Here is a 23,556-nt window from a genome sequence, read left to right on the forward strand (position 1 = left end):
TAATTATACATGTGATAATATCATGACATATAAAATAATGAAATAAAATTAATTTGAAAGAATGTATAATAAATTCTATAGTTATAAACTGTGGATGGTATATACTTCGTTTGTGATTGCGCTGATATTGCAAATTATTCCCGTATATCCACGAATACAGGGTATTCAACCATCTTGGATAATGATGTTGTTAGTGCATTGGATTATAATACTCCCAAATCAGGTAAACATAGGCACCGGATTTATTTTGGGGTTAGTAATAGATATCGTATTAGGTACTACTTTAGGGATACATTCTTTGTCCTTAAGTATACTTGCGTATCTAGCAATACGAAATATTCATTTTTTTAGATATCTGCTTATTTGGCAACAATCTTTTGTTATTATGTTTTTTTCATTTATTAATCACAGTATTATTTTTTTAGTAAAATTTTTAATGACTGAAATTTTATGTGCACCAGAAATATTTTGGAATTGTTTATTAGATGCTGGATCGTGGCCATTTGTGGTTTTTTTAATGCATAAAATTCATCGAAACTGATCCATAACCTGGATGATTTTTAAAAATGTTAAAAGTGTTATTGATATTATATAATTGTTTCGATTTAATGAATGTAAATTTATTGAATTATATAAATTAATCACTATTAATAATAGTATTTGGATGACGTTCTAATTAATATTAGTGGCAATTAACATCACTTATTTATTATAAATAACGTAGGTTTTAAGAATTAATAAATACAAATCTTTAATTGATCTAACGAATTACACGCGTAATTTTGTTAAATTATTAATTAATATAGGCATATATTCGTGTTATATATTGTTAATAACAAATAATAAGATTACAATAAGATTGTCTAATTTGCTGTAAAGTGCGCTAAACTAAATTAGTGCGTTTTAGATGATTTTAAAATATTTCAAATTAATATAATATGGACATATTATGATATTTCAACATGAAACGTGTCTAAAAAATTGAATTAAACTTATAAGATTTTTTTAAATGTATATTTAAGGAAGTTCTATACATAAATTTCTTGAGAGTATATATATTAATGATATTAATAAATTATATATACTTAATGTGTTAATATCATAGTGTAAATAGAGGTTATATGAACTTAGATTCTGTTACTGAACAATTGCTCACACCTAATAAGTTACAACATAAGGATCTTTTATGTTTATTAGATATGACAGAAAAATTCCAAGTAGATTATGCAGATCTTTATTTTCAATCATGTTTTCATGAAACATGGATTCTTGAGGATAGCATAGTAAGATCTGGATCTTACACCATAGATCAAGGCGCTGGTGTACGAGTAATTACAGGTGAACAAACTGGATTTGCTTACACTGATCAATTAACTCTAGACGCGTTAGTACGTAGTATGACTGCCGCAACCAGCATTACAAACGAACGTCATTGTAATACAACTGTTGTTGGATTCAGGAACAATAATAAACATGTCTGTTCTTCTCATCAATATTCCTCCTCTTATCCTCCAGCATATTCCTATATAAATCCATTGTTTAGTGTATCTAAAGAAGAAAAAATTGAGTTATTAATGAGGATAGATAAAGTAGCACGCGCTGCTGATTCTAGAGTACAAAAAGTTAATGTTAATTTATCAGGTGTTTATGAACAAATTTTAGTAGCAGCTACAGATGATACTTTTGTTGCAGATATCCGACCACTAGTGCGTTTATCTATATTAGTACAAGTAGAGCAACACGGAAAAAGAGAGCAAGGAATGAGTGGTGGGGGTGGACGATTTGGATATGATTTTTTTTTCAATTCTATCACAGAAGGGGAAATGCGCGTTGATTATTGGGCTAAGAATGCTGTTCGAATGAGTTTGATGAATCTTGAATCTATAGCAGCGCCAGCAGGAACTATGACAGTAGTGTTAGGATCAGGTTGGCCTGGTATTTTGTTGCATGAAGCAGTAGGTCATGGGTTAGAGGGGGATTTTAACAGGCGAGGTAGTTCGATATTTTTTAACAAAATTGGAAAAGTAGTAGCTTCCGAATTATGCACAATAGTAGATGATGCCACACTACAGGGATCACGCGGATCATTGACTATTGATGATGAGGGAATGCCCGGTCAATATAATATTTTAATTCAAAATGGCATCCTACAAGGATACATGCAAGATAAATTAAATGCTAAGCTAATGGGATGTACTTCAACAGGCAATGGTAGACGAGAATCTTATGCCTCTTTGCCTATGCCACGTATGACTAATACTTACATGTTAGCAGGTCAATCGACGCCAGAAGAAATTATTAATAGTGTGGATTACGGAGTATACGCTTCAAATTTTAGCGGAGGTCAAGTAGATATTACATCGGGTAAATTTGTTTTCTCTGCATCTGAAGCGTTTTTAATCGAAAAAGGTCGTGTGACTAAATCTATAAAAGGAGCTACCTTAATAGGATCAGGAATTGAAATAATGCAAAGTATTTCTATGGTTGGTAATGACTTATCTTTAGATTCAGGAATAGGGACATGCATAAAAAATGGTCAAAATATACCAGTTGGGGTTGGTCAACCAACAATAAAATTAAACAATATTATTGTTGGAGGCACTGATTAATTCAGTTGTATGTATCGTACAATGTAATTAAGTGCTAAAATTAATAGTTTTTTAAATATTATATTTATAAATATAATATGTATATGCAGTAAATATCTATATCACATATAGCCCGTAAATATTAATTAGTTTATATATTTACATTAAGAATAAGCGTGTATTCTGCAAAATTGTTATTTAGGCTAATTTTTACATATCGAGATAGATTAATTTTAATGATATTGCCTGTACTCATATGACTAGTTACTTAAACAGTGCGTGTATGAAATTTTATTAAGGAAAGCTTTAATTAATTTAAATAAATTTATGTTAATAATATAATTATGAACATAAAGTAATATCGATCGTTGATATTTATCAATCCAATTTATACTGGATCAGTCTGTGTTTGATTAGTAATTTTTATTATAGAGGCATGGTATGGATGTAATACATAATGTGATGCAACAATGTAATTTTTTAGAAAATATTGTAAACCAGGCATTAAATTTAGCGTATACATGTTTAAATGAAGTAGAAGTTTCAGTGGTTAAAACTACAGGAATTACAGTTAGCACTCGTTATGGAAAACTTGAGAGTGTAGAATTTAATAATCGTGGTGTCTTAGAGATAACCATATTTCATCAACATCGAAAAGGTAATGCTCTTTCTAATGATTTACATGATAAAGAAGCAATATTGAGAACTGTTGAAGCTGCAGTGAATATAGCATCTTATACTTCTCCAGACCCATATGCTGGTATTGCTGATAAAGAATTATTAGCGTTCAATTCCATGAATCTTGATTTATTTCATCCTATTCATTTAGATACTAAATTAGGCATGACTTTAGCATCTACAGCAGAAGAAATAGCATTAAAATATGATAAACGTATAATTTCTACTGAAGGTGGTAGATTTAACAGTTATTTTACTACTAGGGTGTTTGGGAATAGTCATGGTATGTTACAAAGTTATAGCAGTAGTCAACATTCCTTATGTTGTGGCGTAGTTGCTTCAAGTAATGGGATTATGGAACAAAATTATGCATATACATTAAGTCGTTTATTTAATGATTTACGTTCACCAGAATGGGTTGGACAAGAGTGCGCTCGGAGAGCACTAGCTCATTTAAATCCAAAAAAAATAAAAACAATGGAAGCTCCAGTGTTGTTTTCAGCTGAAGTAGCTACAAGTTTATTCCATCATTTAGCCAGCGCTATTCATGGAGATAATGTATTCCGTAAATCTACTTTTTTATTAAATGATTTAAAACAAAAAATCTTTCCTTCGTGGATATCAATTAAAGAAAATCCGCATATATTGAAAGGATTGGGCTCAGCTCCATTTGATAGCGAGGGAGTACAAACATTATATCGTACTATTGTAGAAGATGGTGTGTTAAATAGTTGGATTTTGAATAGTTATTCTGCGCGTAAAATAGGACTAAAAAACACTGGGCATGCCGATGGTATTTATAATTGGTATATTAGTTATAGAAATTTGAGTTTTATGGAATTAATAAAGAATATGTATCGCGGACTTATTGTTACTAGTGTAATGGGTCAAGGAGTTAGTATTACTACCGGAGATTATTCGCGCGGAGCAGCTGGTTTTTGGGTAGAAAACGGTAGTATTCAACACCCAGTCAATGAAATTGCCATTGCTGGAAATTTAAAAGAAATGTTTTATAATATTGATTCCATTGGATGTGATATTGAAACGCGCGGGCATATCCATTGTGGATCCGTTTTAATATCTTCTATGAAGATTGCAGGACTCTAAAATTACAATAAGAAGTGGATTTTTATAAATTAATTTTTTTTAAATAACAATAATCTATTATTATGTATATGCATACATAATAATAGATTATTGTCTTCAATAGTAATGAATGTTTATGATGTTATAATATAAAAAATAGATTTTAATTCCATATTAAAATGTATATAACAAATTATTTTATAGTATCAATGAGTTAATAAATTATAACTTTTATCAATTTACATCATTTTACTCGTGTATAATCATTGTGATTAAAGCATTTATATATAATACGTTATTAGCTCATAAATTGTTATATCAATGAATTCATATTCATTGTATAGATAATATTTAGAAGTATTTTAAAATAAAAAAAACGTTAATATTAACATTAATATTCTACCAATTTAGGTTAGTAATCAATATAATAATATTATATTAATGTAAAAAATAATTATTTATTTATTATTTAATTATAAGAATTGCACTGCAAATGTTAATTATGCAGTAGTTTTCTGTTATTGTATATTATGCAGAAAAATTGTCGTTTTCTTTCTGTAAAAGATGAATCATTACGTTAACCTGCCCTCAATTTTAATCGAGGGCAGGTTAAATATCAAAACATATTTTTAGAAATAAAAAATATGTCATGAATTAAATATTACTACATTTTTTTAACCATCAATTTTTGAAAATTTATTGTATAAATAGCCATATGTAAAATCGTGGATAATAAATATCGTTATATAACTCAGGTTTTAAATTACATTTATATAGTTAAATAAACTATTATTTTAAGTATTTTTTTTAAAATAAATTATTGATTAATTCTCGTGAAACTACTATATTTGAAATTTCAATCAAAATACTATTGAAGTTTATATTTCAATTAGATTATATAAATAAATAGTATTTATTATTTTAGCGATTTATTTTAATTGATAAATAAAAATTTATTATTTATGAAATAATAATTAATTAAACCTAAATATATATAAATACTATATATTATATTATTATGTTTGTAATAGTAAAAATGATTATCTCTAAAAATTTAAATGGTTGATAGCTTTATTTAAATATTTAAAATAATAAGTATATTTAAATATAAAAAATAATTTTTAGTCAAGGTTTTATTTATTCAAAAGATAGATTTTTTTGAAATCATTATCATTTAATAAATATTAAATGATAAATAAATTTACTAATAAATAATTATTTATTTTTCTTTTATAATATTCAACGTTGAATATAATTAATTTGTCCCCATATCTTTAAATATCTGATTACTAAAAAAAATGACACATCTGAATATTGCAAATGTTATAATCTGACAAGCTGCAACCAAGAGAGATAGCTCTATGAATACTGAGCAACCTGAGCGCATAGAAATCCCTGTATTACCTCTGCGCGATGTAGTGGTGTATCCGCACATGGTGATTCCGTTATTCGTTGGCCGGGACAAGTCAATTAAGTGTCTTGAATCTGCTATGAATAGTGATAAGAAAATAATGTTGGTCGCTCAAAAAGAAGCATCAACTGATGATCCAAGTATTAATGACCTTTTTTTAGTTGGAACGATATCTATAATATTACAGATGCTTAAATTACCCGATGGTACAGTGAAAGTATTAGTAGAGGGAGTAATACGAGCCCGTATTATTGAATTGACAGATACCGGAAACCATTTTCAAGCTCATGCAAATTCTTTTTCTCATCCTAAAGAATTAAACGAACGAGAACAAGAAGTTTTAATGCGTGCTGTTGTAAATCAATTTGAAGGATATATTAAACTTAATAAAAAAATACCTTCTGAAGTGTTAACATCGTTAAATAATATTGATGATGCAGATCGTCTTGCTGATACTATCGCTGCTCATATGCCATTTAAATTAAATGATAAACAGTCTATTTTAGAAATGTCAAATGTTACAGAACGATTAGAATATTTAATAGCTATGATGGAATCAGAAATTGAATTATTGCAAGTTGAAAGAAGTATTCGTAATCGTGTAAAAAAACAAATGGAAAAAAGTCAACGTGAATATTATTTAAATGAACAAATGAAAGCCATACAAAAAGAGTTGGGAGAATTAGATGATGTTATAGATGAAAATGAATCTCTTAAACGTAAGATAGAAGCAACGAAAATGACTAAAGAAGCTCGAAATAAAGTAGAATCTGAGTGGCAAAAATTAAAAATGATGTCTCCTATGTCTGCTGAAGCTACTGTGGTTCGTGGATATATTGATTGGATATTATCAGTGCCTTGGCATACCCGAAGTAAAATGAAAAAAGATTTACTTAAAGCTCAAGAAAGTTTGGATAGGGACCATTATGGATTAGAGCGTGTTAAAGATCGTATTTTAGAATATTTAGCGGTACAAAATAGAATCAATAAAATTAAAGGACCTATTTTATGTTTAGTAGGTCCACCTGGGGTAGGCAAAACATCACTTGGACAATCTATTGCCAAGGCTACTGGGCGTAAGTATATACGTATGGCTTTAGGTGGTATGCGTGATGAAGCTGAAATTAGAGGGCATCGTCGTACTTATATTGGATCTATGCCTGGGAAATTGATACAAAAGATGTCTAAAGTTGGAGTAAGAAATCCGTTATTCCTTTTAGATGAAATAGATAAAATGTCTTTAGATATGCGAGGAGATCCAGCGGCTGCTTTGCTAGAAGTGTTAGATCCAGAACAAAATACTGCTTTTAATGATCATTATTTAGAAATAGATTATGATTTATCTGATGTTATGTTTGTAGCTACTTCTAATTCAATGGATATTCCGAGTCCTTTATTAGATCGTATGGAAGTGATACGTTTATCTGGTTATACTGAAGATGAAAAATTAAATATAGCACGACAGCATTTATGTACTAAACAAGTAGAGCGTAATGCATTAAAGCCAGGAGAACTAACAATTCAAGATGATGCTTTAATAGGTATAATTAGGCATTACACACGGGAAGCTGGAGTACGTAATTTAGAACGCGAAATTTCTAAGTTATGCCGTAAAACAGTAAAAATGCTATTAATGAACAAAAAAATCAGACATATAATTATTGGTACAAATAACTTAAAAGATTTTCTTGGTGTGCAACGTTATGATTGTACTCACGCGGATCAAGAAAATCGTGTTGGTCAGGTTACTGGTTTAGCTTGGACTGAAGTAGGAGGAGATCTTTTAACTATTGAAACTGCCTGTGTTCCTGGAAAAGGAAAATTAACTTATACTGGTTCTTTAGGTGAAGTTATGCAAGAATCTATTCAAGCTGCATTAACTGTAGTACGAGCACGCGCAAATAAACTAGGTATTAATACTGATTTTTATGAAAAAAAAGACATTCATGTACATGTGCCAGAAGGGGCTACACCAAAAGATGGGCCGAGCGCTGGAATCGCTATGTGCACTGCTTTGGTTTCTTGTTTAACGGGAAATTCTGTTAAGGCTAGTGTGGCTATGACAGGAGAGATAACTTTAAGGGGCCAGATATTGCCTATTGGTGGATTAAAAGAAAAATTATTAGCAGCGCATCGAGGAGGTATTAAAACAGTATTAATACCATATGAAAATAAACGTGACTTAGAAGATATGCCTGCGATTGTAGTAAATAATTTGGATATTCATCCAGTAAAACAAATAGACGAAGTTTTGATATTAGCGCTGCAAAATATTCCGTTTAATTCTGAAATAACATCTAACGTATCATTAGTATGATGATATTTAATATTTGTTCTGGGATAAATGGACCAGAAAGGTGTAAACATGTACTTTGATCATTACATCACTATATATATATATAAATTTAAGAGATATATAGAAGATAATTAAAAAAATAGAGAACTTTTGTTTTTTATAAAATTATTAAAAATTTTAAGTGTTGTTACTGATTTCATTATAAATGACTACACGAATAGAATAGTTCTATAAATAGAATTGATTCTTTTGAACAACGTTGCTGTATTTTGTTGCATTATTCTGATCCTTTTCATTGAAAAAACTATTTTATATGTAACTATTGTTACATATAGATGAATAATGTATAGTTTTAATAAACTATATATTAAAGAAACTGTGTTTATTGTATATTGATAATGAGAATAGTAGTAATTACATAACATATATAAAAATATATGAAGTAATTACATGTTTTATTTTAAACGAAAGAAATATTAATATCTAAAATATTACAGATTGCTTTTATCTATATAAAATACCTCAGTGTTTAATTCTGAAAGACATTAAATAATTAAGTTTAATATTTAATAAATAGTAAACTATATAATTACAAATATAAAGAATATGTTTTAGATTAATTTTGAATTTTTGTTCAAATGGAATGCTTAATTATTACTTGAAAAATTTAAAACAATCATGGATAATCCCTTGGAAGGGGTGCTATCAAATTATTTATTTAATTTTTTTCAAAACCGGTCAGATCTGGAAAGAAGCAGCCGTATGAAACGAGTTACGATGGGTTTTGTTTAGCACCCTAAAAAAGGATTTTTATTTTGTATGTTTCTTATATCTTAATTTAAGGTGTTGTGTAATTTACATATGATATTGAAATATCATCAATTTTTAAAAAGAAGATATATCTACCAATGTTAGATATATCTGATCTTCTGTTATAGCGTTTATTGCAATCTATTTTAATAAGGTTGCAATAAAAATCAAAAATTTAAAAAATAATCATTACATAATGATTATTTTTGTTTTTTATTTATGTTTTTGCGGTTTTAGTTTGCATTTTTTTAAATAAAATAGGTGTTTAATTTTTTCATCATTTTAACGAAATAGACAAATTAATTTTTTAAAATCCATAATTTTTTATATTTAGTGTATATATATATTCAATATAAATAAAATATTCACGTGAGTATCTCTTAATTAAATGAATAGAGTATCTAATTAAGAGATATGTCTTACGGGAATAGTAGATATATTTTGATAAATAAATCATATTTAATTTGTTAATGATATGTGAAATTTATTCATATTTAATAATGATTATTATATCAATATATCATATTAGTTTTTTGTTACTACGTATTATAAATTGCAAAATAAAGATATTATGTTTAGCTAGTAATAGCTAGGTATATATGTTCGTAATATACTATATTGAAAATACTTCATGTAACAAATTTATAATTATATATAATAAATTCATATATACTGTATTTTTTATATTAATTAAATTAATAATAATATTATAAAAGTATTTGCTGATTGAATAATCATATAATCAATATATATATGCACATATATATTGATATTAATTTTTTATATTAAAATAAAAATAGAATTTTTAAAAATATGAATATTGTAGAGCATATTATAAATACTATATTTTTGATTAAAATATAATATATTTTAATCATCAAATTAGTCTGATGAAATTTATCGAACAGATAATTTTTATATATCTGTGTATGTAGATCGAATTAAGTCAAAAATTTATATTTGGAAAAATATGATGAATGTTATAGATCAACAATTAGAATTGATCAAGCAAAGTATTAAATTTGTACCTAATTATCCAAAACAGGGCATTTTGTTTCGCGATATCACCGCATTATTAAAAAATCCTCAGGCATATTCAGCAAGCATTGCTCTTTTAGCTGACCATTATAGAAATTGTGAACTTACTAAAATAGTAGGTATAGAAGCTAGAGGATTCTTATTTAGCGCGCCATTAGCATTAATATTAAAATTAGGTTTTATTCCGGCTCGTAAATCAGGAAGATTACCACGTGATGCCATCAGTGAACCATATATTTTAGAATATGACAGTGGATGTCTGGAAATACATACCGATTCTATTACTTCAAGCGATAAAGTTTTAATTGTAGATGATTTATTAGCAACAGGTGGAACAATTGCGGCAACAGTCAAATTAATTAGACGATTGGGAGGAGAAGTAAAACATGCTGGATTTATAATAGATTTAGAAAATTTAGGTGGTAAGTCATTATTAAAAAGCATAGGAATAAACTCTTACAGTTTGGTAATTTTTTCCGATCATTGAAAATATATTTAATAAATTAATAAGATTCATTTTTCTATTTATAAAAATTATTATGTGAGTTATAAATTATGAACTATCAAGTACTTGCCCGTAAATGGCGTCCAAAAAAATTTTCTGATATAATAGGGCAGGAGCATATCATCCAATCGTTTAAACATAGTTTTGCATTAAATAAAATTCACCACGCTTATATATTAGTTGGCACGAGAGGAGTGGGGAAAACTACTATGGCCCGATTATTAGCAAAAGGACTAAATTGTGCAAAAGGAGCAACATATGCTATGTGTTGTAAATGTGATAACTGTCAAGATATCGAATTAGGTTGTTTTATTGATCTTATTGAAATAGATGCGGCATCACGCACCAAAGTAGAAGATACTAGGGAATTTTTAGATAATGTGCAATACATGCCATCTCGAGGTCGCTTTAAGGTATACATTATAGACGAAGTACATATGTTATCACGTCATAGTTTTAATGCTTTATTGAAAACATTAGAGGAGCCACCTGATCATGTTAAATTTATTTTAATCACTACTGAATATCAAAAACTACCGGAAACTATACTATCTCGATGTTTACAATTCTACTTAAAACCTTTAGATATTGCTCAAATTATAACTCAATTAATGTTTATTTTTAACAAAGAAAACATAAAAATAGAACCTTCTGCTGTAGAATCATTAGCTTATGCATCAAAAGGAAGTATGCGTGATGCTTTGAGTTTATCAGAACAAGCCATTGTTCTAGGAAATAATGAGATAACTGATAATGTCATTAATAATATGTTTGGTACATCAAATATTGATCACCCATTATCTTTAATTGAAAGCCTGATTGATGGAAATATACATAATATTATGTGCCAAATTGAAAATTTGGCTAATTTAGGAATTAACTGGGATTACGTTTTAAGTGAAATCATTACTATTTTTCAAAAAATAGCTATAGGTCAATTTATATCAAATTCTATAAAAAAAGAAGATAATAATATAATACAACATATCGACCAACGTATACATAAACTAAAAAATCGTATTACTCCAGAAAATATACAATTATATTATCAAATATTTTTGTTAGGTCGACGAGAATTACCTTTTGTTCCTAATCATCGTATGGGTATAGAAATGATCATGCTACGTGCATTAGCTTTTTGCCCTGATATGAATACGCCAAATCAAAAAAATGATAATAATAAGAGTGTAGATTTAAAAGTTACATGTTCAAATAACAGCCCTATAATTGATCAAAATAATAAACAACATATTGTTACTGATCTTTTTCAATCAACGCATCATGACCAAGATAACAATATATCAGATAAAAAAAAACCAAAAAATATCAGTAATATATTGAGCTTAAATTTAAAAACATCTGAATTATGTTCAGATGATATTAAATTTAAATCAAAAATTTCAATGGCCTCTTCTAATATTAATATCACGGATTCTACTTCTAAAATACTAGAAGCTCGATCAAAGTTATTGCAATATAAAAAATTTAATAAATTAAATATAACAGAAAACAAATCAAATTTAGTTTTAGAATCTCAAAAAAAAATAAAAAGTATATTAGAACGATTCGCCAATATTAACACAAAAATATCGAGAAATAATTTTAATTCTGTCCATATGATAAGTGAAAATTTATCAGAACACTTAAAATCTAATAAGAATAATAATGATATAAAAGATTTGTATAAAAACCATCAAAATATGTCTAATTTTATAAAAGGGATACTTCAACAAGCAATGAAAAACGATTTGTGGATATCACAAATATATCGATTATCATTGCCAAAGTCAGCAAAAGAATTCGTTATGAATGCATGGAAAGAAAACATTTCTTCAGATGAAATCTGCTTACATATTCGGTCTAATTACCAATATTTAAATTCCTCAGAACTATATAATACAATACAAGAGTCACTTAGTAAGAATATAGGCATACCAATAAAATTACATATAAAAAAAGATGACAATTATGAAATAAAGACACCAATGGAATATCTTAATATCTTATATAAAGAAAAAATATCTTCAATACAAGAAGAATTTTCAAGTGATCCACACGTCAAAATGATTAAAACTTTTTTTGACGCTGAAATAGATGAAAATGGGATTGAGTTAAACGCTTTAACATCAGAATAAAAATTTGTATAAGTAAATAAATAAACGCACTAACTTTAAATTATACTTAAATCAGATATAACGAATCTTAAAATTAATATTTAATTGTAAGTTTAAAAAAATTTAAATTTTATTATTGTTATTGATATTATAATTGATACCATGGTTTTATTGTCGTTTAATTATTATTTTGTACATTTGATTATTAAAATTTAAATTTAAAAAAAATATTAGAAATAGAATCAGCTTATAACTAAGCATTGAAAAGATACATAACGTTTAATTTATTAAACTGGTTGTCAACATTAATTATTATTCACAATAATTCCGCTAAGAATTATTGGGTAAATGAATATATTGAATAAAAAATGGATTTAGAACATGCATAAATATGTTTGATTTACTAAATATATTTATTGTTTTTTTTAACTTAATTGTCGAGAGTTTTTAATAAAATAAAAAAAATAATAATATATTTTATATATTTTTTTGATAAATATAAGAAGGTTATAGAAATATCATTCCCATAACCTAAAGTAATTAGTCAATAAACTATAAAAATTGTATTTTTAATTTCAATTATGATAAAATTGGTGTTCTTGTAAAAAAAGATGAATATAAATTTGACTTTATGATCACATGTTTAGATAAACGTTACTGATTTCACATGAAAAATGATATTTAATATGTGGTGAATATTATTCATTAATGTTTATATGATTTTATTGAGAATGAAATTTGATACGCATTTTATTTTTAGGTCCACCTGGATCTGGCAAGGGGACCCAAGCTCATCTTATAACGAACAAGTATAACATCCCTAATATTTCTACAGGTGTGATGTTACGTAAGGATCTAACTAGAAGTTTATACAAATCTCATGAAATTAGGAAAAATATGATCAGTGTCATGCATACTGGTGCTTTAGTAAATGATGCATTTGTGGTGCAATTAATTAATGCGCGTATTAAACAAGATGATTGCCGTAATGGATTTTTATTAGATGGATTTCCTAGAACAATTCTACAAGCAAAATCTATGAAACAAAATAAAATTTTTATAAACTATATTGTAGAATTTGTTGTATCAGATTCTGTAATTATTGATCGTATTACAGGTAGGCGTATACACATAGATTCTGGTAGAACGTATCATATTAAATTTAATCCGCCTAAAAATTATGGATTTGATGATGTAACTGGGGATGTGTTAACGACTCGAACAGATGATCATGAAGAAGTTATACGTAAAAGATTAAAAAATTATTATACACATACTACACCAGTATTAGATTACTATCAACAAGAATCAAGAGATAAAAAAGTGCAATATTTTTCTGTTGACGGAAATCGTGAGATTCTTGAAATTTATAATGAATTAATTAGTATTATTAATGAATAATTTGCACCTAGAATTGCATTCTAGTTTCATTAATATACTGCATGTTGACAACATGCAGTATATTAATGAATTTTTTATATGTTTGTTGGTTTTGTTTGGTTAATTTTTGCGTGGTATGCAAGGTGTTTTATAATATTTATTTGATTACGAATAGCCAATTAATTATATAAAAATGTTATGTAATAAATACAACAGTTAATGCTGTTATAAAATAATGATTTATATACAAAAACAGAACAAACAAATATTATATATTTATTGGTTAAATATATAATATCAATATATTATTGTTATAATTAGTATAGTTGCTAAATATTGAAATATCACAAACGAAACGTTATGATAAAAAAATTGTTAATACGATTGTATTCAAATATTTATTAGTAATGGAAATTAATCTTATATATATATATATATATATATTACAATGATCATGATAAGAAGCAAATAGTCTTTAAATACAAGATATTTGCATTTGTGTATGTATATTAAAGAATGATAAGGACATCATGTAGTTTTGAATATTATTTTTAAAAGATCATGAATGTTAAATTGCAGTATTATATATTTTATTACACAAATCTACATCTAATATATGTAGGCAATCAATAGTAAATTAAAAGTAGAATTTAATTTTTAATTGTTTTGTTTAGTGCAAAAATTCTGTAAATAATATATTATTATTTTCTTCGTTTATCTCTATAATTGAACCGTTTTTATCCCAACATCCTAACACCATTATTCTGAAAACATCTTTTTTAGATCTATAAATTTTATGAATTGCTGGTTGATGAGTATGCCCATGAATCATAATATCTGCATGATTCTGAATTAATATATCGGTAGCTATTTTTAAATTAATATTTAATTTTTTTTTTGATTTATATTTTTTATGTTGTATACAATATGAACGTATAAAGCTAAATATTTGTAAACGCACAGATAATGGCAATGATAAAAATAACCGTTGCAATACAATATGATGTAAACATTTTCTAAATAATTGATATGAATTATCATTAACACAGAGAGTATCTCCATGTAAAATGATTATTTTTTTTCCTGAAGCTAATTTTAGAACTTGTTTTGAAGACAACAACGTCATGCCACAGGCATTAGCATACTCTTTACCTAATAAAAAATCATGATTTCCATGAATAAAATAACAAGAAATTTTTTTTTGATTTAAAGCTTTTAAAGCTTTAGCAATATTAATATGTAACTGATTAAAGTCATCATCTCCTAACCAGATGTCAAATAAGTCTCCTAAAATGTAAAGAGCTTGAGCACGTATTGCACGATAGTTTAAAAAATGCAAAAATCTATCAGTAATATCTGGAGATTGCATACATAAATGAATATCTGAAATAAATAAAATAGACATACATTAATTAAAATATTAGTTATTGTTACATTTTTGATGTTTTAATATTAAAACTATTCAATTAAAAATTGAAAAATTAAATAACAAATTTATTTAATAAAACTAAATCTTATATTAACAAAAATACTTGTATGAATAAAGATCACGTTATATGTAAATTATGTTTGTATATCAGTTATGTTGATGATTATCGATTACAATTATATTCAATATGATAATAACTATTATCATATATTTATCATTAACATAACATATACCGTGTTGTACATGAATATTGTTGTTTCTAACATTAAATTGACTACTGGATTATATATAAGATTATTTTAAATATTATTTTAAGACTTTGTAAGCTATGAGTATTTACACATTAAATGCTAACACAATCTACATTGTGGAATAAATTAAAATGCTTAAAATTTTTAATACTTTAACAAGAAAAAAAGAAAAATTTATACCTATTGTTGCTGGTACAATTAAAATATATGTTTGTGGCGCTACTGTTTATGATTTATGCCATCTTGGTCATGCTAGAACATTTATAGTATTCGATAGTATTATTCGTTATTTACGTCATTGTGGATATCAAGTAGATTACGTTCGAAACATTACAGATATAGATGATAAAATTATAAAAAGAGCTTACGAAAATAATGAAACTACTACGCAATTAACTAATCGTATGATTCAAGAAATGCATCTAGATTTAGATGCATTAAATATATTACGTCCAAATTACGAACCCAAAGTAACTGAACATATTGAGATAATTATTAAATTTATTTATCTATTAATTAAAAAAAATCACGCATATATTGCCTCTAATGGGGATATAATGTTTTCTGTAAAAACTATGCGTAATTACGGTATATTATCCAATCAAAAAAATTCATCTGAAATATGTAATATCTTAAAAACATCAAACATAAAAAAAAATCCTATAGATTTTGTGCTTTGGAAAACATCTAAACCAGGTGAGCCTTGTTGGTTATCTCCATGGGGCAAGGGGCGTCCAGGATGGCATATTGAATGTTCTGCTATGAATTATTCTATTTTTGGTGCCCAATTAGATATTCATGGTGGAGGATCAGATTTAATTTTTCCACACCATGATAACGAAATTGCTCAATCTGTTTGTGCTAATGATACCCCTTATGCTAATATATGGATGCATTCTGGCATGTTACTATTAGATTATGAAAAAATGTCAAAATCATTAAATAATTTTTTTACAATACGTGATATTTTAAAAAACTACGATCCTGAAACAGTAAGGTATTTTTTATTGTCTGCTCATTATCGCAGTCAACTAAAATATAATGATAATAATCTTAGAAATGCACAAGCTTCTTTGAAGAGACTTTATATCGCTTTAAGAGATACTGATCCTGTAATTAAACCTAATGGGGGGGAATATTTTATATCGAAATTTATCTCTAAAATGAATGACGATTTCAATACACCAGCAGCATATTCGGTATTATTTGAAATGGCACATAGATTAAATTATTTAAAAATCAAACGTCATTCGCTTACTCAAGGTATAGCTGCTACTTTAAGATATTTAGCGAATACGATCGGATTATTATATCAAAATCCAGAGATTTTTTTAAAACAAACAGTGTTAAAAAATAATAAAAATTGTCATTTTGAAAAAATTCAAAAATTAATTCAACGCCGTGAAGTTGCACGTAAAAATAATCGATGGGAATTAGCAGATAAAATACGAAAAACACTAATTGTTATGGGGATAACATTAGAAGATGGTCCTTCAGGTGTAACAAAATGGCATTGCAATGATGTATATAAAAAATAATTAATAAAATGAGAAATAAATAGCAATAATTATCATTATCTCGTCAAATGATGATTGTTATAAGCCTGTAAAGTATTTTGAATCAGCGTAGCTACCGTCATTGGACCTACCCCACCTGGAACAGGTGTAATATATGCAGCTCGCTCATAAGCACTAGAAAAATGAACATCTCCTACTATATTTCCGTTATTTAAGCGATTAATACCCACGTCTATTACTATAGCTCCTCGTTTTATCCAACTACCAGGAATAAAATTTGCTTGACCTACTGCTACGATTAATAAATCAGCATTTTCAATATAAATTTTCAAATTCTGAGTAAAACGATGAGTAATAGATACAGTACACCCCGCTAATAATAATTCCATCATCATAGGACGACCCACAATGTTTGATGCTCCCACTATGACAGCATGTAATACAAACATATCTATATTATACCATTCTAACAAAGTTATAATACCTCGAGAGGTACAAGGACGTAATACAGGAGATCGTTGGCATAAACGCCCAACGTTATAAGGATGAAACCCATCTACGTCTTTGTCAGGAGTAATATGCTCTAAAACATCTATGTTATTTAATTTATTTGGTAATGGCAATTGAATTAAAATACCATCTACACATTTATCGTTATTTAAGATTTCAATTAATTGAAAAATTTCATTTTCAGTTGTTGTAATAGGTAAAGTATAAAGAAACGAAACAAAACCAACTTGTTCGCATGCTTTTTTCTTATTAGTTACATATATTTTGGAAATTGGATTATGACCTATTAAGATCATAGCTAATCCTGGGGGACGTTTTCCAGAATTCATATTGCTCAGTACTTGTTTAGCTACTTTTTGTTTTATTTCTTCAGAAATATATTTACCATCCATTACTTTAGCGATCATTTCAAACATATCCAATAAATTTGTATTAATATAATGATGTTATTTTTTTTAATATATATTACTATTCATTCTGAATTGTATACTTTCTTTTAAATAGCTGTTTTCTTAAAAATAAGATATTTGATTTAATTAGATATCTTAAAAAAAGAATTATATGATTTAGTAAAATATATAGAGTAATGCGCTCTTAACTCAATCGGATAGAGTAATAGCCTTCTAAGCTATAAGTTATAGGTTCGAATCCTATAGGGCGCATTATTGCACATAAATACTCATAATATATTAGTTAAATTAATGTAAATAAATGAGTCTTAATTAAGTAAATCATATAACACTGTTTTATTAAAATGTGTATACTCAATAAGATATACTTTTGATTTAATCATAATAGATTTCTACTAAATAATAGTATCGAGTATATTTCATTAGTATAGTAAAAATATCATGATATTAGGAATTGTTTTTGCTGTAATTTCGGGATTATTATGGGGATTAATATTTATTGGTCCTTTATTAATACCAGAATATCCTAGTGTATTACAGGCATCTGGTCGTTATATTGCATTTGGATTAATCTCGTTACCTTTATCATGGTATGATAGAGCACGTTTACGTAAATTGTTACTAAAAGATTGGCTAGAAGCAGTAAAATTAGTTTTAGCAGGTCATTTAATATATTATACTTGTTTAACAAGCGCCATCCAACGAGTTGGGGCTCCTATTTCGACTGCTATTATTGGAACATTGCCTTTAATGTTAACTATCATGACACATATTATTTCTCGTAATGAACAAAAATTACCAAACCATATTGTGTTGATATCATTATGTTTAATGGGGGCAGGTTTATTATGTGTAAACATTTCTGAATTGAAATCTGAATTTTCCATATTTAGCACATGGCAATATGTAAGTGGAATAATTTTAGCAATTATTTCTGTTTTATGTTGGGCATGGTATGCATTAAGAAATGCGTATTGGTTAAAAACACATCCATATAATAAACCTATGACTTGGGCTAATGCACAAGGAATAGTTACATTGCCGTTGTCATGCTTTGTTTATATTTTTGTGTGTATTATTTGTTACTCAGATCTTATTCAAGATGAATTCGTATTGCCCTTTGGTCCCAGACCGATTTTTTTTATTTTGTTAATGTTATCAATTGGATTTTGTTGTTCCTGGTTAGGCACATTTTTTTGGAATGAGGCCAGTCGCAGATTACCAACAACATTAATAGGCTCATTAATTGTGGTAGAAACTGTAGCAGGTTTAATATATTCGTTTATACATCGACAATTATGGCCATCTCCTTTAATTTTAATTGGAATATTTTTGTTAATTTCTGGAGTTACATGTATTATGCAAATTCGTAGGAATATATACTAAAGTAATTTTTTATAAATTAAAAACTATTAACTTTTCAATAAAAATATTTAATAAAAAAAATTTTTATATTTGTGTTCAATTGTATTGAATAGAAGATTGGGTTCATGCTGATCAAACAAATTATAATAAATTATATGAAATATTTTTAAAATATAAAATAGTTAGTCTATTTATTATTTAATAATAATAATGTCATAAATTTTTCTTACTTTATTATATTTTTACCTAGTTTATATTGCAATATAAACTAGGTAAATTTTAATGTTTGACGTACATATAGTAATATAAGTGAACAAATATATGTATAATATTGTTGTTAATTATATTGCTTTTTGAAAATTTATAAAATTTTAGAAATCATTTTTTTATGCCCATTCATTGACATAACAATTCCAAATCCTATCATTAATACTAATAAAGACGAACCACCATAACTGATTAATGGCAATGGAATACCTACGACTGGCAGTAAACCGCTAACCATGCTAATATTTACAAAAATATGCATGAATAATGTCAACATAAAACTACCAATAATTAGTCGTCCAAACATATGTTGTGTGTTGACAGCAATAAGAAGTCCACGTAGTATAATCCCTAAATATAACAACAATAATGTTAATATCCCTAAAAATCCTAGTTCTTCTCCTATCACTGAAAAAATAAAATCAGTATGACGTTCTGGTAAAAATTCTAGTTGTGACTGTGTTCCATGTAGCCATCCTTTTCCAGTTAAACCACCTGAACCTATAGCAATTTTTGATTGAATAATGTGATATCCAGAGCCTAATGGATCAATTTCTGGATGTAATAACATCGTTATTCTAGATCTTTGGTATTCATGCATACAAAAAAACCAAAATATGGGAGCAAACAGAATTATTGATAATACTGTAAATATAATAAATTTCCAACTAATTCCAGATAAAAATAACACAAAAAACCCAGAACTAATTGTTAGAATTGCTGTACCTAAATCTGGTTGAGATAACATAAGCACAGTAGGAGTTATAGTTAATAATAGAGCTATGCCAACATTTTTTAAGGATGGGGGATGTTGTCCTTTTTCAACATAATATGCTACCATAAGCAGAACAGAGATTTTAACTACTTCTGAAGGTTGAAATCGTATTATACCAAAATCTAACCAACGTTGAGCTCCTTTGCTAATTTGACCAATTATATTAACTAATATTAGTAATATAAGGCATAAAAAATATATGTAAGGCGTCCAGAATTTGTAAATTTTGGGCGGAATCTGCGCTAAAAAAAACATTAATAATAAACCCCCTATAACCTGAAATATTTTTATTCGTATCATTTCAAAATTTTGACCACATGCGCTCCACATTATGAATACGCCATATAATAATAAAAAAATGATCATCAGAAATAATATTAAATCAATATGGTATTTATTACATAATGAATTTTGTCTGATAATATGATTCATAAATACATCACGATAATTAATGAGATAATAAAATAAATAAAAATAATCTAATTAAATATTTATTTATTGCAATAAAACGTAATCAAATATTTTTCTTGTAATTGTCCCGATTGATACTCCAAACGCGGCGTTTTCTAAAATTATTACCACAGCTACTGTAGGATTTTCATATGGAGCAAAAGCAGTCATCAATTTATGGTCTCTAAGATATTCGGAAATTTTATTTGGATCATAGTTTCGGTTTTTTTTTAATCTGAATAATTGTGCCGTACCAGACTTCGCCGCTGCCTTATATGAAGCGCCATAAAAACTGCTACTTACTGTGCCATTTGGTCGATTGGCTGCTCCGAACATCCCGTCTTTAGCAATTTTCCATACATTTGATTTTGGATCACCTACTTGATTATATTCCGTTTGATGATATGGAATATAATCTTTTTCCAATAAAATACTATCAAGCAAATGTGGAATACGCACATTACCATCATTAATTAAAGTAATTAAAGCTTTAGACATTTGTACAGGAGTAGCAGTCCAATATCCTTGTCCGATTCCTACTGGAATCGTATCTCCTTGATACCATGGTTTTTTAAATTTTTGTATTTTCCATTCTTTAGTTGGCATAACACCAGTTAGCTCTTCAAATAAATCGATACCAGTATATTTACCATATCCAAATTTATTCATCCATTCTGATAAATTATCTATTCCCATTTTATGGGCTATTTGATAGAAAAAAGTATCAGAAGATTCTTCAAGGGCTTTCGTAATATTTAATTCTCCATGCCCCCACGGTTTCCAATCACGAAAACATTTTTCTGAACCAGGTAATTGCCACCAGCCAGGATCAAAAAATAAAAAGTTTTTATGAATTACACCTAATATTAAAGCAGATACAGAAATATAAGGTTTTACCGTAGATGCGGGAGGGTATATCCCTTGAGTAGCACGATTAAGCAAAGGGCAATTATTATCTTTCAACAAAATATTATATTCTTCATGAGAAATACCATCGACAAATAAATTTGGATTATAACTAGGATGCGAAATTAAAGCTTGAATTCCTCCGTTTCTTGGGTCAATCACTATCACAGAAGATCGGTTTCCTATTAATAGTTTTATAATGTATTGTTGTAAGTTTAAATCTAGTGTTAGAATAATGTTCTTGCCTGGTATTGGAGGTTTTTTATATAATTCTCTAATAATTTTTCCGCGATTATTTATTTCTACAGCTCCGTAACCTGGTGTACCATGTAAAATATTTTCGTAATAGCGTTCAATTCCTAGTTTTCCTATGTTGGGAGCTGCTATATATTTACCTAAAATACCTTGTTTATTTAATCGTTTTATATCCTCTCTATTAATTTTAGAAACATATCCAATAACATGAGTTAAATCAGATCCATAAGGATAATAACGACGTTGATATCCTTTCATTGTCACTCCAGAAAATTTAAATCTATTTACAGCAAAACGAGCTTGTTGCTCTTCTGTTAAATCAATTTTAATAGGTAATGAAACGAATTGGGCAGAACGTTTTCGCACTGTTTCAAAACGGGCTATATCGTGATCGCTTAAATTTAATAATAATTTTAATTCATGAATTGTTCGGCTTAAATTAGTTGTATTTTCTGGTATTATTTCTAATTGATAAATAGTGCGATTTAATGCTAAAGCAATTCCATTGCGATCATAAATAATCCCTCTTTTAGGTGGGATAGGAATAATTTTAATACGATTTTCGTTAGAACGAGTAGCATACATATTAAAATGAACTATTTGTATTTGGTATAAATGAATAAATAAAACACCAATGATCAATACAACAAAAATGCATGAGATTGTTATACGACGAGCAAACAACAATGATTCAGCTGAATAATTATGAAAAATTTGATAATCATGTAACTTCATGTAATCAAAATTCATTTATATCTGGTAATAATAATCGATATAAATAACTATGTGCTTATTTAATTAATAAATTGTGTTCATAATATGAACGTACATTTAAATGGATACTTTTATTTATATCAGCTCCAAAGTTTTTCTAATTCATATAATTTACGAATCTCTTTTTGCATTACATGTATAACTAAATCACCTAAATCAACTAATACCCATTCACCAATATTCATACCTTCTGAGCCATAAGGTTTTAAACCTATACTCTGGGTTTTACGTAATATATCCTGAGATATAGAAATTACATGACGATTAGATTTGCCAGTGCAAATGATCATAATATCTGTAATATTAGTTTTTCCATGCATATGGAAACACATAACATCTTGTCCCTGTATATTATTGATAATATTAATTACGAATTCCTTTAGAGTATCGAGTTGCACAATTAAATGACCAGGTATATATAGTTTTTTATTGTATTTATACGCATTAATGTATGGTATTTGATTAAATAATACAATAATTATCTTATTAATTTTTAACTTTTTAAAATAAACATAAATAATTATATAGGTATTGTCTATATTAATATAGAACAATTATTGAATCTATATTCGCTGTATATTTTATTATTTTCTTAAAATTAAATAGATATAATAGGACTTTAAATAATGTAATTTTACAAAATTATGTACAATACTATATTGTAATAATAAAAAACCAAAAATTATTTTTTTATACATCGGTGTAATAAAGTAAATCTATTATAAATTTTTTGTTGTTCAC

The 23,556-nt window shown here is 27.2% G+C and carries 14 protein-coding genes, 1 tRNA gene and 1 other RNA gene; 11 read left to right on the forward strand and 5 right to left on the reverse strand.

The features are described 5' to 3' along the window. Positions 1–94 precede the first annotated feature (94 nt). The 8 genes from mreD (at position 95) to adk (ending at position 13,927) form a co-directional block, all read left to right on the forward strand. Positions 95–541: a rod shape-determining protein MreD gene (gene mreD, locus Bamer462_RS01525; RefSeq protein WP_500837942.1), complete on the forward strand. Its 447-nt coding sequence runs from the start codon at positions 95–97 to the stop codon at positions 539–541. A 580-nt stretch (positions 542–1,121) separates the two neighbouring features. Further along, positions 1,122–2,609 carry a metalloprotease TldD gene (gene tldD, locus Bamer462_RS01530; protein ID WP_500837943.1) on the forward strand — a complete coding sequence of 496 codons (1,488 nt, stop codon included), beginning with the start codon at positions 1,122–1,124 and terminating at the stop codon, positions 2,607–2,609. A 420-nt stretch (positions 2,610–3,029) separates the two neighbouring features. Continuing rightward, positions 3,030–4,373 carry a metalloprotease PmbA gene (pmbA, locus tag Bamer462_RS01535; RefSeq protein WP_500837944.1) on the forward strand — a complete coding sequence of 448 codons (1,344 nt, stop codon included), beginning with the start codon at positions 3,030–3,032 and terminating at the stop codon, positions 4,371–4,373. A gap of 1,340 nt (positions 4,374–5,713) precedes the next feature. After that, complete coding sequence (gene lon / locus Bamer462_RS01540) at positions 5,714–8,080, forward strand: endopeptidase La (protein WP_500837945.1); 2,367 nt, start codon at positions 5,714–5,716, stop codon at positions 8,078–8,080. A 683-nt stretch (positions 8,081–8,763) separates the two neighbouring features. Beyond that, positions 8,764–8,855, forward strand: an RNA gene (gene ffs / locus Bamer462_RS01545) — signal recognition particle sRNA small type. A gap of 987 nt (positions 8,856–9,842) precedes the next feature. Then, on the forward strand, positions 9,843–10,394 hold the full coding sequence (gene apt, locus Bamer462_RS01550; RefSeq protein ID WP_500837982.1) for an adenine phosphoribosyltransferase: 552 nt from the start codon (positions 9,843–9,845) through the stop codon (positions 10,392–10,394). Positions 10,395–10,462: 68 nt separating this feature from the next. Continuing rightward, positions 10,463–12,547: a DNA polymerase III subunit gamma/tau gene (gene dnaX / locus Bamer462_RS01555; RefSeq protein WP_500837946.1), complete on the forward strand. Its 2,085-nt coding sequence runs from the start codon at positions 10,463–10,465 to the stop codon at positions 12,545–12,547. 720 nt (positions 12,548–13,267) lie between these two features. Further along, a complete protein-coding gene (gene adk / locus Bamer462_RS01560) occupies positions 13,268–13,927 on the forward strand; it encodes an adenylate kinase (RefSeq protein WP_500837983.1) in 660 nt (219 codons plus the stop codon). Positions 13,928–14,576: 649 nt separating this feature from the next. Here the strand turns inward: adk and Bamer462_RS01565 are convergent. Beyond that, positions 14,577–15,311, reverse strand: a complete 735-nt coding sequence (locus Bamer462_RS01565) for a UDP-2,3-diacylglucosamine diphosphatase (RefSeq protein ID WP_500837947.1) — start codon at positions 15,309–15,311, stop codon at positions 14,577–14,579. A gap of 406 nt (positions 15,312–15,717) precedes the next feature. On the opposite strand from Bamer462_RS01565, the gene cysS reads away from it, so the two are divergent. Then, positions 15,718–17,124 (forward strand): cysteine--tRNA ligase, encoded by a 1,407-nt coding sequence (gene cysS, locus Bamer462_RS01570; RefSeq protein WP_500837948.1) that lies wholly within the window; start codon positions 15,718–15,720, stop codon positions 17,122–17,124. A gap of 35 nt (positions 17,125–17,159) precedes the next feature. Here the strand turns inward: cysS and folD are convergent, their stop codons facing one another. Next, entirely contained in the window at positions 17,160–18,020 is an 861-nt protein-coding gene (gene folD, locus Bamer462_RS01575; protein ID WP_500837949.1) for a bifunctional methylenetetrahydrofolate dehydrogenase/methenyltetrahydrofolate cyclohydrolase FolD, read from the reverse strand. A gap of 181 nt (positions 18,021–18,201) precedes the next feature. Between folD and Bamer462_RS01580 the strand changes: the two genes are divergently transcribed. Further along, a tRNA-Arg gene (locus Bamer462_RS01580) sits at positions 18,202–18,275 on the forward strand. A 189-nt stretch (positions 18,276–18,464) separates the two neighbouring features. Continuing rightward, the gene (locus Bamer462_RS01585) at positions 18,465–19,409 is read left to right on the forward strand and encodes a DMT family transporter (protein WP_500837950.1); all 945 of its coding nucleotides are present in this window, start codon (positions 18,465–18,467) and stop codon (positions 19,407–19,409) included. 340 nt (positions 19,410–19,749) lie between these two features. Here the strand turns inward: Bamer462_RS01585 and rodA are convergent, their stop codons facing one another. The 3 genes from rodA to rsfS all read right to left on the reverse strand — a co-directional run bounded on the left by rodA (position 19,750) and on the right by rsfS (position 23,213). After that, on the reverse strand, positions 19,750–20,862 hold the full coding sequence (gene rodA, locus Bamer462_RS01590; protein ID WP_500837951.1) for a rod shape-determining protein RodA: 1,113 nt from the start codon (positions 20,860–20,862) through the stop codon (positions 19,750–19,752). Positions 20,863–20,925: 63 nt separating this feature from the next. Continuing rightward, entirely contained in the window at positions 20,926–22,776 is a 1,851-nt protein-coding gene (mrdA, locus tag Bamer462_RS01595; RefSeq protein WP_500837984.1) for a peptidoglycan DD-transpeptidase MrdA, read from the reverse strand. Between the two features lie 119 nt (positions 22,777–22,895). After that, positions 22,896–23,213: a ribosome silencing factor gene (rsfS, locus tag Bamer462_RS01600; RefSeq protein WP_500837952.1), complete on the reverse strand. Its 318-nt coding sequence runs from the start codon at positions 23,211–23,213 to the stop codon at positions 22,896–22,898. Positions 23,214–23,556: the final 343 nt, after the last annotated feature.

The organism is Candidatus Blochmannia americanus (nom. nud.) (assembly GCF_059934915.1).

Excerpts from the sequence above, each read along its gene's own strand:
- rodA (WP_500837951.1), bottom strand. The coding sequence starts at position 20,862 with ATGAATCATATTATCAGACAAAATTCATTATGTAATAAATACCATATT.
- folD (WP_500837949.1), bottom strand. The coding sequence starts at position 18,020 with ATGATCGCTAAAGTAATGGATGGTAAATATATTTCTGAAGAAATAAAA.
- lon (WP_500837945.1), top strand. The coding sequence starts at position 5,714 with ATGAATACTGAGCAACCTGAGCGCATAGAAATCCCTGTATTACCTCTG.
- Bamer462_RS01585 (WP_500837950.1), top strand. The coding sequence starts at position 18,465 with ATGATATTAGGAATTGTTTTTGCTGTAATTTCGGGATTATTATGGGGA.
- pmbA (WP_500837944.1), top strand. The coding sequence starts at position 3,030 with ATGGATGTAATACATAATGTGATGCAACAATGTAATTTTTTAGAAAAT.
- tldD (WP_500837943.1), top strand. The coding sequence starts at position 1,122 with ATGAACTTAGATTCTGTTACTGAACAATTGCTCACACCTAATAAGTTA.
- dnaX (WP_500837946.1), top strand. The coding sequence starts at position 10,463 with ATGAACTATCAAGTACTTGCCCGTAAATGGCGTCCAAAAAAATTTTCT.
- mreD (WP_500837942.1), top strand. The coding sequence starts at position 95 with ATGGTATATACTTCGTTTGTGATTGCGCTGATATTGCAAATTATTCCC.
- apt (WP_500837982.1), top strand. The coding sequence starts at position 9,843 with ATGAATGTTATAGATCAACAATTAGAATTGATCAAGCAAAGTATTAAA.
- Bamer462_RS01565 (WP_500837947.1), bottom strand. The coding sequence starts at position 15,311 with ATGTCTATTTTATTTATTTCAGATATTCATTTATGTATGCAATCTCCA.
- cysS (WP_500837948.1), top strand. The coding sequence starts at position 15,718 with ATGCTTAAAATTTTTAATACTTTAACAAGAAAAAAAGAAAAATTTATA.
- mrdA (WP_500837984.1), bottom strand. The coding sequence starts at position 22,776 with ATGAAGTTACATGATTATCAAATTTTTCATAATTATTCAGCTGAATCA.